12 protein-coding genes are annotated in these 11,421 nt (G+C 37.6%); 5 read left to right on the forward strand and 7 right to left on the reverse strand.

What is annotated here, in order from left to right; genetic code table 11:
• Position 1 precedes the first annotated feature (1 nt).
• The 4 genes from BK580_RS18660 to BK580_RS18675 all read left to right on the forward strand — a co-directional run bounded on the left by BK580_RS18660 (position 2) and on the right by BK580_RS18675 (position 3,201).
• Entirely contained in the window at positions 2 to 1,198 is a 1,197-nt protein-coding gene (locus BK580_RS18660; RefSeq protein WP_169865127.1) for a Ger(x)C family spore germination protein, read from the forward strand.
• A gap of 159 nt (positions 1,199 to 1,357) precedes the next feature.
• Positions 1,358 to 1,891, forward strand: a complete 534-nt coding sequence (locus tag BK580_RS18665; RefSeq protein WP_169865130.1) for a sigma-70 family RNA polymerase sigma factor — start codon at positions 1,358 to 1,360, stop codon at positions 1,889 to 1,891.
• A complete protein-coding gene (locus tag BK580_RS18670; protein ID WP_078381789.1) occupies positions 1,881 to 2,699 on the forward strand; it encodes a DUF4179 domain-containing protein in 819 nt (272 codons plus the stop codon). The genes BK580_RS18665 and BK580_RS18670 overlap by 11 nt, the downstream gene beginning before the upstream one ends.
• Positions 2,668 to 3,201, forward strand: a complete 534-nt coding sequence (locus BK580_RS18675) for a DUF5643 domain-containing protein (RefSeq protein WP_328589068.1) — start codon at positions 2,668 to 2,670, stop codon at positions 3,199 to 3,201. The genes BK580_RS18670 and BK580_RS18675 overlap by 32 nt, the downstream gene beginning before the upstream one ends.
• A 58-nt stretch (positions 3,202 to 3,259) precedes the next feature.
• Here BK580_RS18675 and BK580_RS18680 read toward each other — a convergent pair whose 3' ends face one another.
• The 5 genes from BK580_RS18680 to BK580_RS18700 all read right to left on the reverse strand — a co-directional run bounded on the left by BK580_RS18680 (position 3,260) and on the right by BK580_RS18700 (position 9,093).
• Positions 3,260 to 4,225, reverse strand: a complete 966-nt coding sequence (locus tag BK580_RS18680; RefSeq protein ID WP_078381791.1) for an ABC transporter ATP-binding protein — start codon at positions 4,223 to 4,225, stop codon at positions 3,260 to 3,262.
• Complete coding sequence (locus tag BK580_RS18685) at positions 4,225 to 5,244, reverse strand: ABC transporter ATP-binding protein (RefSeq protein ID WP_078381792.1); 1,020 nt, start codon at positions 5,242 to 5,244, stop codon at positions 4,225 to 4,227. The genes BK580_RS18680 and BK580_RS18685 overlap by 1 nt, the downstream gene beginning before the upstream one ends.
• A 10-nt stretch (positions 5,245 to 5,254) precedes the next feature.
• Positions 5,255 to 6,328 (reverse strand): oligopeptide ABC transporter permease, encoded by a 1,074-nt coding sequence (opp3C, locus tag BK580_RS18690; RefSeq protein WP_078381793.1) that lies wholly within the window; start codon positions 6,326 to 6,328, stop codon positions 5,255 to 5,257.
• The gene (locus tag BK580_RS18695) at positions 6,325 to 7,257 is read right to left on the reverse strand and encodes an ABC transporter permease (RefSeq protein WP_078381794.1); all 933 of its coding nucleotides are present in this window, start codon (positions 7,255 to 7,257) and stop codon (positions 6,325 to 6,327) included. Before BK580_RS18695 ends, opp3C begins: the two co-directional genes overlap by 4 nt.
• A gap of 183 nt (positions 7,258 to 7,440) precedes the next feature.
• Positions 7,441 to 9,093 carry a peptide ABC transporter substrate-binding protein gene (locus tag BK580_RS18700; RefSeq protein ID WP_078381795.1) on the reverse strand — a complete coding sequence of 551 codons (1,653 nt, stop codon included), beginning with the start codon at positions 9,091 to 9,093 and terminating at the stop codon, positions 7,441 to 7,443.
• Between the two features lie 142 nt (positions 9,094 to 9,235).
• Between BK580_RS18700 and BK580_RS18705 the strand changes: the two genes are divergently transcribed.
• Positions 9,236 to 9,604: a DUF3899 domain-containing protein gene (locus BK580_RS18705; protein ID WP_078381796.1), complete on the forward strand. Its 369-nt coding sequence runs from the start codon at positions 9,236 to 9,238 to the stop codon at positions 9,602 to 9,604.
• 135 nt (positions 9,605 to 9,739) lie between these two features.
• Here BK580_RS18705 and BK580_RS18710 read toward each other — a convergent pair whose 3' ends face one another.
• Together BK580_RS18710 and BK580_RS18715 are read right to left on the reverse strand one after the other, a co-directional pair.
• Positions 9,740 to 10,666 (reverse strand): dipeptidase, encoded by a 927-nt coding sequence (locus BK580_RS18710; protein WP_078381797.1) that lies wholly within the window; start codon positions 10,664 to 10,666, stop codon positions 9,740 to 9,742.
• 27 nt (positions 10,667 to 10,693) lie between these two features.
• On the reverse strand, positions 10,694 to 11,392 hold the full coding sequence (locus tag BK580_RS18715; protein ID WP_078381798.1) for a gamma-glutamyl-gamma-aminobutyrate hydrolase family protein: 699 nt from the start codon (positions 11,390 to 11,392) through the stop codon (positions 10,694 to 10,696).
• Between the last annotated feature and the right edge of the window lie 29 nt (positions 11,393 to 11,421).

The following is an 11,421-nucleotide window of genomic DNA, read 5'->3' on the forward strand; positions in this document are numbered from 1 at the left end:
TATGAATATAGTAAAAGTAACTCATCTATTCCTTCTGCTAACTTTACTTACTGGCTGCTGGGACTTGCAAGAAGTAAATGAGATTTCTATTGTATCTGGTTTAGCAATCGATAAAGGAAGTGAATCTAGATATAGACTGACAGTAGAATTGTTTAATCCAAGTGAAATGGGCTCAGAAAATGCTTCGGGACATACCGCAAGTATCGTATTAGGTATTGAAGGGGACTCCCTTGGAGAATTGACTCATAAAATTAACACGGTCATTTCAAGAAAACCAATTTATTCTCACATGAAGACCGTTATCATTAGCGAAGAAATAGCACAAGCGGGAATTGAAGAAATATTCGACATTATGGACCGCCATAGAGAAATTCGGAATGATTTTAATATTCTTGTTGTGGAAGCCCCAAATCTTGCAGCAGATGCATTAAGAATCACCTATCCATTACAAAAAGTATCTACACAAAAAATCAATTCCCAAGCAGAAACCTTCCAAAATGAGTGGGGTGGCGATCCTGGAATAAGATTAATGGATTTAGTCGACGCCATTGTCTCACCTGGTAGAGAACCAACAACTTCTGTCATAAAAATTATTGGAGGAGTTCAACAGGGGTCTACTGTTGAGAATAACCAAGCTACAACACCTCTTACCTATATCGAAATGGTCGGAAACAGTGTATTTAAAGACAATAAATTAATAGGAAAAATGTCCTTAGTAAATACGCGGAGTTACTTACTAACGCAAAATAATCTAAATCGAACTTCTATCGCAATAACTTGTAGTGAAAACAAGACAGTGGACATCCGTATTAAACGAATGAAAGCCAATACAACAGTTAAAATGATCGGTGGTGTTCCTAAGATTCAAATAAACATAAGTGGAGAAGGTACCCTTGAAGGTTCACAATGTCGCGACTCGATTGCTTCCTTTAAAGTAACCGACGAATATGAGAAGAAATCTGCAAAACTAATTGCAGATGAGGTCTTCCAAACCATCAACCTTGCCCAAAAAAAATACGGAAGTGACATTTTTGGCTTTGGAGAAACCCTATACAAAAGCACACCCTCTGAATTCAATAAAGTAAAAGACAACTGGAATGAAGTATTTTCAGAAGCCCAAGTCGAAGTGGATGCAACAATCAAAATTAGACGAAGTGGGTTGCGGATTGATTCTTATTTGAATGAATTAAATGAATAATTGTACCAATGATGGTGCCTGTCCCCGCTGCGTTAATAGTGAAAGGAGCAAGGAAAGGCACTATTTTTCATGTCGTATTTCAAAAAAAAAATTGTTAAAACTATTTCACCAACTATTTTGTCTTATACTAAAGAGAGATTTTTGAGCAGGGGGAAAGACATGGAGATGGAGGAGCTTATTAAAAAAGCCCAAAGAGGCGATGAAGATGCCTTTACTGAAATTATTTATACGTATAAAAACCTAATGTATCATGTTGCCTTTACCTATTTTCACAATGAACATGATGCACTAGAGGCAATTCAAGAGACTACTTATCGAGCTTACAGTTCCATAAGAAAACTCAAGGATCCTGCTGCAGCCAAGTCGTGGCTGTTAAGAATTTTATCGAATTATTGTTTGAATGAGCTTCGAAAAAAGAAGCGGTTTGTACAAGGCGGCTTGCCTTTACAACTAGAGGAGCCACTTTTCGAAAAAATCGATCTCAGTGATAGCATTTTCTTAAAAGAAACAATTATGAAATTGAAGAAAAATCTACAGCAAGTTATTTTTCTAAAATATTTCCAGGGATTCACCACAAAAGAAATTGCTGAAATCCTAGATAAACCCGAAAGTACCATTAAAACTTGGATATACAAAGCCTTAAAACAATTACGCCTACAAATGGAGAGAGAAGGTATTGCTGATGGACGATAAGAAAATTCAGATACCTGAATCAATTGACCAGTATATTCAACAAGGGATTCATAAAGGAAAGCGCATCAAAAAGATAAAAAAGAGATCGATTGTGAGCATTCTAAGTTCCATCGCTCTAATCTTTTTATTTATAACAAGCGTTCGCGTCTCACCTGCCTTCGCCAACACAGTAAAAACGCTGCCTGGAATGGAGGCAATTGTAGACATGATTCAAGGAGACCAAGGATTAGAGGATGCTCTTTCAAATGACTTTATTCATGAGGTGCATGTAGAAGAGACGCTTGAGGGCATCACTTTCTCAGTTGATCAAATCATTGTCGATCAAGCAAGGATGATCATTTTCTACTCTCTTAAAACAACAGGTAAACAAAAGTATTTACGTTTAACCAATCTGAACTTGCTTAACCATAATGATAATCAAATTAAAGCGGTTATTGAATACTCTGATCCTAATGAAAATGTCAATCTTCAAGAGGTAGACAAAATGAACGGGAAAATAGTTGTCACCTTTGGCGATGATGAAGAGGTTCCTGAGAAATTAATCTTACAAACACAGCTTGAGCTTAATGATTCTGAAACAGCTTCCTACGACGAAGGTAGATTACTTGATTCAAAGTGGAATCTTGAAATACCAATCAAAAAAGAATGGTATGAAAAAACACGTGAGATTATTAATATTGATGAGACAGTGGAAATAAAAAATCAAAAGTTCTATGTGGAAAAAGTCGTTATCGACCCAACACTCATCGCGCTAGATATCAAGTTTTCTGCAGAAAATGAGATGCAGCGACTTAAAGCTAGTAGATGATCGAGGCGATGTGTGGGAACCTATCCAAAGTGGCACAATTAGTATGGGTTCAGGTGATGATTACACTCTTTTCTTCCAGAGTAATTATTTCCGCAAGCCTAAAGAACTTTACTTAGTGGGTAATTCTGTCCGAGCGATTCACAAAAATGAACAAGAAGTTGTAATCGACCTACAAAAAGACCAATTAACTAAGGCTCCAAATGATGGAAGAATTCAATTAGAACAAGTGCTCCGCGAAGGTGACAATATACAATTTGATTTTTTAATCCAGATGGCAGAACGAGATAGAGATCATCTTTATGAAATCTTCGATACCGACCCTGTCAACTTAAATCAGGATGAAAATCGAGCTCAAGTTGGAATGGCTCGTTCGGATGAAGAGACACCCATCATTAGGATATTCTATACAATAAAATATCCAACAAATATGAAAGAGCTCAAACTAAAAATCACTGACTATCCACACCGAATTGCAGAGCCCTTCAAAGTTAAAATTAAATAGCGAGGAGCTTGCCCCCACCGTTTTACTCTATTACCGCAGTGGGGGTCAGGCACCTATTTCAATATAAATGACAGGCAACATAGTGATTCCTTTCAACTTCTTTCCATGATGGTTCCTCTTGTGTACAGATGTCCATGGCCTTTGGGCATCGTGAAGAAAATCTACAGCCAACTGGTATGTTTGTTGGACTAGGAACATCTCCCTTTAAAATGATTCTTTCCCGTAGACGTTCTAGGTTTGGGTCTGGTAGAGGGATTGCTGATAAAAGTGCTTCGGTATAGGGATGAAGTGGTCTTTCATATAAGCTTTCGCTTTCAGCCAATTCCACCATTTTGCCTAAATACATAACTGCGATTCTGTCGCTAATATGCTTTACCATGGATAGATCATGAGCTATGAATAAATAGGTTAACCCTTTCTCTTCTTGAAGTTGCTTTAATAGATTGACAATTTGCGCCTGAATGGATACATCAAGTGCAGCAATTGGTTCGTCTGCAACAATAAACTGCGGATTAACAGATAGTGCGCGCGCTATCCCAATACGCTGTCTTTGTCCCCCACTAAATTCATGTGGATAACGATCCGCATGTTTATGACTTAAGCCAACTTGCTCTAGTAGGTCTGTTACTCGTTTTCTTCGATCTTCTTTCCCCATATCTGGTTGATGTATCAACAATCCTTCTGAGATAATCTCCTCTACTGTTAGCCTTGGGTTTAAAGAAGAGTAAGGATCTTGAAAGATCATTTGCATCTTTTTTCTATTTTGTTTCACATTAGCTTTCGACATCTTAGCATGGAGATTTTCATTTTCATAGAGAATTTGACCTTTAGTGGGAGAATAGAGTTGAACCATGGTACGACCAACAGTCGATTTACCACAGCCTGATTCACCAACAAGACCAAGTGTCTCACCTTTATAGATAGAAAAATTCAATCCATCAATCGCCCGTAATACACTGCTTTTTCCAACTTTAAAATGCTTCTCTAGATCTTTCACTTCAATTAAAACCTCTTGGTTACTCATTAACTTTTCCCTCCTACAAGTTCAAGGGCCATATTTTCAGGTGTTCTTTGATCTTGGAGCCAACATGCTACTGTATGATTATCAGATAAGGTAGTTTGTTTAGGTGAAAAATAATGACATACTTTCATTGTGTATGGGCATCTTGCAGCAAAAGGACATCCAGTTCCAAGATGAGCCAAATCAGGAGGAGTACCCGGTATCGGAATTAACGCGTCAGTTTTAGCAGCATGAAGCTTTGGCATTGATTTTATCAATCCTAATGTGTATGGATGTTGCGAGTGATAAAAAATCTCATCAACTGTACCCATTTCTACTATTTCTCCCGCGTACATTACCGCTACACGGTCTGCCATATTTGCTACAACCCCCAAGTCATGGGTAATCAAGATTATAGCCGTTCCAGTCTTTTGTTGTAGGTCTCTCATTAAATCCAATATTTGTGCCTGAATCGTCACATCAAGAGCTGTTGTAGGTTCGTCTGCTATTAGTACTTTTGGGTTACATGCTAATGCCATGGCAATCACAACACGCTGCCTCATCCCTCCAGAAAACTGGTGAGGATAAGCATCTATCCGACCCTCTGGATTAGGAATTCCAACTAATCTAAGCATTTCAATGGCTCTCTGCTTTGCTTCCTTTTTTGTTATATTATGATGCTTCTTTAACCCTTCCATTATCTGTTTTCCAATTTTCATCGTCGGATTCAGAGAAGTCATTGGATCCTGAAACACCATGGAAATTTCAGAACCACGAATCGCTTGCATCTCTCGAACCGATAAATTTAATAGATTCTTATCTTCATAGAGAATTTCACCTTGAGTTATCTTTGTATTATGCTTTGGTAATAGGCGCATAATCGTTTTAGCTGTAACAGATTTCCCAGAACCTGATTCCCCTACAATGGCTAGAGTCTCTCCTTTATATAGGGAGAACCCAACACCTCTGACAGCCTGTACCTCACTTTTATGTGTATGAAAGGATACTTGTAAGTTGCTTACTGTTAAGATTGGCTTTGTCATATTGTCCTCCCTATTTTCTCATTTTCGGATCAAGTGCATCCCTAAGTCCATCCCCTAGTAGGTTAAAACAAATCATCGTAGCGCTAATGATAATCGCTGGGAAAAATAATTTATAAGTAAAAAAGCGCATCGCTTTATAGCCGTCCTCGATTAGAACTCCCAATGATGCTTGAGGTGCCTGTAAACCAAGACCGATAAAGCTTAAAAACGCCTCAAAGAAAATCGCTGTCGGAATGGTAAACATAATCGTAACGATTATTGGCCCCATGACATTTGGAAGTAGATGTTTCCAGATTAATCTATTGTTCGATGCCCCTAATGTACGCGAGGCAAGCACGAATTCCTGACTCTTAAGCTGGAAGATTTGCCCTCGAACAACACGAGCCATACCTACCCAACCGGTTACTACCATAGCCAAAATAATCGAGGTTATTCCTGGATCTAAGATAAGTATGAACAAGATGATGACAACTAAATTTGGGATTCCCACTAACACTTCAATAATCCGTTGCATAGCCGTATCAACTCGACCACCGTAAAAAGCTGACAATCCCCCATATAAAACACCAATCACTAAATCTAAAAATGCCGCAACTAATGCAATATAAAGAGATATTTGTGTTCCTTTCCATACCCTTGTCCAAAGATCACGTCCAAATTCATCTGTGCCAAACCAATAATTTGTAGTAATATCTCTAACTTCATATTGATTGACACCATTCGTGTCCTTTCCGTTAAAGCCCATCCATTCTAGACCGGAAATTTTTGGTGGAAGATTTGTGTGAGCTATGTTTTGACTCCGATAGGTAAATTCATTCATAGACGGTCCAATAATTGCCATAACTGAAAGAATAAAAAGAATAATAATAGAAATTATTGCCCCCTTATTCTTTACTAATCTATTAAACGCTTCCCGCCAGAATGATATAGAAGGTGCAGAAATCTCTTCCTGTTTACTACTATCAAAAGGGGCACGAACAAATAAATCGTCTGTAATTTCCTTGGGAACAACCTCAAAATGATGTGGCGTATTTTTATTTTGTAAAATAGGGGTTGGTGAGTTTGTGTTTTTTTCTACTTTCATGCCTGTTCCCCCATTCCAAAATTAATTCGAGGATCAAGTAATCCATATAAAATATCTACTATGAATACAATAAAAATAAATAAAGCACTATAGAAAAGCGTAATTCCCATGATAACACTATAATCTAATACTAAGATTGATAAGGTAAATTGCTCCCCAAGGCCAGGAACTGCAAATATTTTTTCGATTACGAGGGTACCAGTCATGATACTAACAGCAAGTGGTCCAAGCATTGTCACAACAGGAATTAACGCATTGCGAACTACATGCTTTGTAACAATAGCAACTTCACTAATCCCTTTTGCCCTAGCAGTAATGACATAGTCTTTTCCAAGCACTTCTAGCATTTCACTTCTGATAAATCTTGCTACAGTAGCTATAACTGTCACCGAGAGGGCTAATGAGGGTAAAAAAGTATGTTCATAGCTTTCCCATAATGCAGGAGGCAGCCAGCCAAGTTTAACTCCAATATAATATTGAAGTAATGCTGCAAAAACAAATGATGGAATCGACATACCTAATACAGCGATAGTTACGGAACCATAATCCAGTATAGAATTATGCTTTAATGCAGAGACAATTCCGAGTATTAATCCTACTATCGTTCCAAAAATAAGAGCTTGGAATCCAATTAGTGCAGAAGGACCAATTCTATCACTGATCATGCTGTATACTGTTCTTCCTTGATATTGAAAGGACATCCCCAAATCACCCTGAATTAAATTACCCATATAGCGAATATACTGGAGAGCAACCGGCTGATCTAAGCCATATTTCGCATTCAGGACAGCGAGTTGGTGCTCTGTTAACTTTTCCGGATTACTATAAGGTGTTCCGGGAAGAAATTTCACAAGGAAAAATGTTGCCGTGACAACAATAAATAATGTGATAAGCATATATATAACTCGTTGAAGGAGAAATTTTTTCATTATAACATCTCATTTCTATACATACTTGTAAAAATCGAAAGAATTACTCTCACCTAGAACAAAAGCGTAAGCACCTCGTTCAGCTTACGGCTTGCATTAGATAATAATCCTTCTTATTCTATAAAAAAGGGTAGGATGCATAAGAAGATACATCCTACCCCTAACCTGCATTACACGCGTTGACTATTCAATATATGCCCATTTGTATGAGAAGTCAGGACCACTTGGATGTTTAACAAGCCCTTTAATACTACTACGTTGTAAGACTGCTTCACCGCGTTGATATAAAGGAACAAGTGCAGCATCTTCTCCCAGTAACAATTGCTCTATCTCTAGTAGCATCTCATATCGTGCACTCAAATCTGTTTCTAATCTTGCTTTACTCACCAATTGGTCTAAATTAGGATTATGATAATCCATACGATTAGCAGAGCTTCCTTTTACCCACATATCTAAGTAAGTCATTGGATCACTGTAGTCTGGCCCCCATGTGGATAAAGATAAATCGTACTCCACTGCTTTTTCAATTTCTAAACGCTGAGCAAAAGGTACAGCTTTTAATTCTAATGTGAAGCCTGGAAGATTATCCTGAAGTTGAGCCTGGATATACTCCGCAGTTTTCTTCATTTCTTCTGAATCAGCGATATTAATGGATACTGTTAACTTGTCTACACCAGCTTCCTTAAGACCTTGTTTAAACAGCTCTTGCGCTTCTTCAATAGTGCCTGTATTAAAATCACCGTTTAACTCTCGATAATCCTTTTTATCAGGAGAGAAGTAGAATCCCTCAGGAACAACACCGTATAATGGAGTTGAGCCGTCTTTTAAAATCACATCCGTTAGCCCTTGGCGGTCAATTGCCATACTAACTGCCTTACGGATATTTTTATTTTTCAAGATTTCGTGATTATGATTGAAACGTAGGAACACAAGTCCTGCTTGCTTTGTAATCTGAAATTCCTCGCTATCCTTATATTGATCAACAAAAGAGGTGGAGAGTTTCACTCGATCGATTGTATTACTTTCATAGAGGTTTGCCGCAGTTGTAGAATCCTTGACGACATAAACATTGATGTTATCAAGCTTAACAGAATCAGCATCATAGTAATCCGGGTTCTTTTCAAACTTCCAGCTTTGCTCTTGCTGCCAATCTACTAGCTTGAAAGGTCCATTTGAAAGAATATTTTCAGCTTCTAAAGCATATTGGTCCCCTAGCTCCTCCACAAATTTTTGGTTTTGAGGTAGGAATGTTGGAAACGTCAATAAAATTTCAAATAGAGGATTTGGATTTTCAAGCGTTACTTCTAGGGTTTTCTCGTCAAGAGCTTTTACCCCCAATTCACTAGCAGCCATTTCTTCATTCATGATTGCTTCCGAGTTTTTCACACTTGCCGTTACAAACATAAAGTTGTATGGTCCCGCTGTTTCGAATACTCTTTTCCATGCGAATTCAAAATCATTTGCCGTAACAGTTTCACCGTTACTCCATTTTGCATCACGTAGGGTGAAGGTATGTACAACTCCATCTTCACTTACATCGTGTTTCTCAGCCATTCCATACTGTGGTTGATGATTTTCATCTTGTCTATATAGACCTTCGTTGTTATTATTCAATACATCAAACGCAATAGCATCGTGTGCCTGTGTAGAATCAAGTGTAGGAATATCCGCCGTTGCACTAATATTTAGCACCTGCTTACTATCACTAGTCTTCTCTCCACCTTTATCCTTATCCGCCCCCGCTTCATTCGAAGAACCAAAATTACATCCTGCTAGAATAGAAGAAAGCATTAAAACTAGAATCATAACTGATAAAAATCTCGGTTTACTTTTCATAATATTCCCCCTTTTCATAATTGACAGAATATAATATTCTGTATTTAGTAGTTTACTTCAATATTTATTTACATACAACTTAAATTTCCAATAAATGAATATATTACTATACTGTTTCTAGTCTTTAAGGAGGTGTTATGGAATGAAGCTAATTTTTTTATGGATACTTACTTTACCAGTCTCTTACTTCGCAATCTCACTTTTCTATCAGTCCTCATATTTACTGAACTGGGCTAATTTCCTTTTTCTGCTTGGTTTGGGTTTAGTTTTAACAGGAGGCATGTTGTTTGTTATTTCTGGAGGTTTTTTTAGCTCTTTTATCTATAGTTGCAAGGTGTTCTTCACTTCCATTAGTAGAAAAGCACAAATAATTAAGGAGATTGAAGGAGATGTAGTACGGGAAAAAAACAGCTTCCGTAAAGACTACCTCTCCTCCAAAATACTAGTTAATATTGGATTATGTTATTGTTTAGTAAGTTTGTTTTTTTCTGTTTTATTAATTATTTTATAGAAAGGTTACCTTGAAAATACGGTGGCCTCTTTGAACACCCTGTAGATTTCCGTGCCAATCAACATCGTATCAATGTTAAGAATGAGTTAAGACATAGCGGTTAGAATAATAGATGGAAGGGTAACTAGCCTGTTTTTACTTTGGACAGTAGTCTAAAAAGTTTTGATAGGCAAATCCTTTTACTTCTTCTTCGGTGAAATGGTTCAGTAGTTCATTTATCAAATTCTGATATTTGGAGGCATCTTCAAGATCGCTAATATACGTGCTAATTCCATCAAAATCAGAGCCAAGACCAATTTGCTTCTTTCCACCTAACGAACAGAAGTGGTCAATGTGCTTGATTAAATCAGATATCTTTGCATTACCATCTTCTTTAACAAATGGTGGGCAATAAACGACGTGGATTCTTCCACCTTTAGCGAATATTGCCTTGGCTTGATCGTCATTCAAGTTTCGAGGATGATTACAGATTGCTTTTGCATTCGAATGACTGGCAATGGGGTATTCTGCTAAAGCAATCACATCCCAAAAAGCTTTCTCACTTAAATGTGAAACATCTGTAAGTATTCGATTTTTATTATTAAATTGAACAATTTCCTTCCCGAACGAAGTTAGTCCCGCACCACGCTTCTCTCCAACACCGTCTGCCGCTAAATTCGCATTATTCCAGGTTAAACCCACAGAGCGAACCCCTAATTGATAAAGCAGTTTTAGTTTTTCCAGGTCGTTTCCGATTGCGTCTACACCTTCGAGAGTTAGGATTGCTCCAATTTCCCCATCTTTAAGAAGAGCTATATCTTCCCATTGCTTAATTTGTTTCATTTCTTGGTTCTTAGCAAGAATTTCATTATAAAAATAATCTATTTGATCCAATGCAGCTTGAAACTTTTGTTCGACTTTTACATCAGGATAAACAAAAACTGCATAGCATTGAACCCATACCTTTCCCTTTTTCAACCGTTCCATGTTTGTATCCAATTCCTCTGAATTAGCATAACTCAGGCTTCCTTTTGACTCCCACAACTTTAATAAAGCGTCACAGTGCAAATCAATAATCTTCATACTCCTTTTCCCACCTTATTTTCTTATTTAACAACTTTGTAGAAATCTACTGAAAATTTGTTTAGAAATCGCATCACCATCAACAGCTAAAGGCTCTGGATGCCATTGCACCCCTAACACAAATGTATGCTCAACACTTTCAATCGCCTCGATTATTCCATCAGAAGCATGCGCAGAAACTACCAAAGGTTTAGGGACATTTCGAACCGCTTGATGGTGGAAAGAATTAATTTTGAATTTTGACTTTCCTGTAATTCGCTCCAATAAACTATTTTCAGTAGTTGTAACATAATGGGACAGATGCGTTCTGTTCGCTTTTTGAGCGTGTTGCAGCAAAGGTTCATCAATTTGACTATAAATATCCTGATACATATCGCCACCAACGGCAATGTTCAAAATTTGAATACCTCGACAAATCGCTAGTATAGGCTTATTGGCAGCAAGCATTTTTTCAATCATCGCGATTTCAAAGCTATCTCTTCCTGGCGAAATCATCCCTAAATTAGGATGCGGTTCTTCTCCGAACAAAGTCGGATCAATATCCCCTCCACCTGTCACCACTAGCCCATCAATCTTATCCACCAGCTGAGCTACATCCGGGTCAACCCCTATTGGTAAAATAACCGGAATTCCACCTGCTAGAATAATAGCCTGCACATAATCATTCGAAAGACTATGCTTATAATCAAGCTCGACATGAGAAGTTATCCCGATAATTGGTTTCATTTTCTTCCCTCTCTCTGTTAGTAATTATC

The organism is Sutcliffiella halmapala, assembly GCF_002019665.1.
Classification (GTDB): Bacteria; Bacillota; Bacilli; order Bacillales; family Bacillaceae_I; genus Sutcliffiella_A; species Sutcliffiella_A halmapala.

Excerpts from the sequence above, each read along its gene's own strand:
- BK580_RS18660 (WP_169865127.1), top strand. The coding sequence starts at position 2 with ATGAATATAGTAAAAGTAACTCATCTATTCCTTCTGCTAACTTTACTT.
- BK580_RS18665 (WP_169865130.1), top strand. The coding sequence starts at position 1,358 with ATGGAGATGGAGGAGCTTATTAAAAAAGCCCAAAGAGGCGATGAAGAT.
- BK580_RS18670 (WP_078381789.1), top strand. The coding sequence starts at position 1,881 with ATGGACGATAAGAAAATTCAGATACCTGAATCAATTGACCAGTATATT.
- BK580_RS18675 (WP_328589068.1), top strand. The coding sequence starts at position 2,668 with ATGAGATGCAGCGACTTAAAGCTAGTAGATGATCGAGGCGATGTGTGG.
- BK580_RS18680 (WP_078381791.1), bottom strand. The coding sequence starts at position 4,225 with ATGAGTAACCAAGAGGTTTTAATTGAAGTGAAAGATCTAGAGAAGCAT.
- BK580_RS18685 (WP_078381792.1), bottom strand. The coding sequence starts at position 5,244 with ATGACAAAGCCAATCTTAACAGTAAGCAACTTACAAGTATCCTTTCAT.
- opp3C (WP_078381793.1), bottom strand. The coding sequence starts at position 6,328 with ATGAAAGTAGAAAAAAACACAAACTCACCAACCCCTATTTTACAAAAT.
- BK580_RS18695 (WP_078381794.1), bottom strand. The coding sequence starts at position 7,257 with ATGAAAAAATTTCTCCTTCAACGAGTTATATATATGCTTATCACATTA.
- BK580_RS18700 (WP_078381795.1), bottom strand. The coding sequence starts at position 9,093 with ATGAAAAGTAAACCGAGATTTTTATCAGTTATGATTCTAGTTTTAATG.
- BK580_RS18705 (WP_078381796.1), top strand. The coding sequence starts at position 9,236 with ATGAAGCTAATTTTTTTATGGATACTTACTTTACCAGTCTCTTACTTC.
- BK580_RS18710 (WP_078381797.1), bottom strand. The coding sequence starts at position 10,666 with ATGAAGATTATTGATTTGCACTGTGACGCTTTATTAAAGTTGTGGGAG.
- BK580_RS18715 (WP_078381798.1), bottom strand. The coding sequence starts at position 11,392 with ATGAAACCAATTATCGGGATAACTTCTCATGTCGAGCTTGATTATAAG.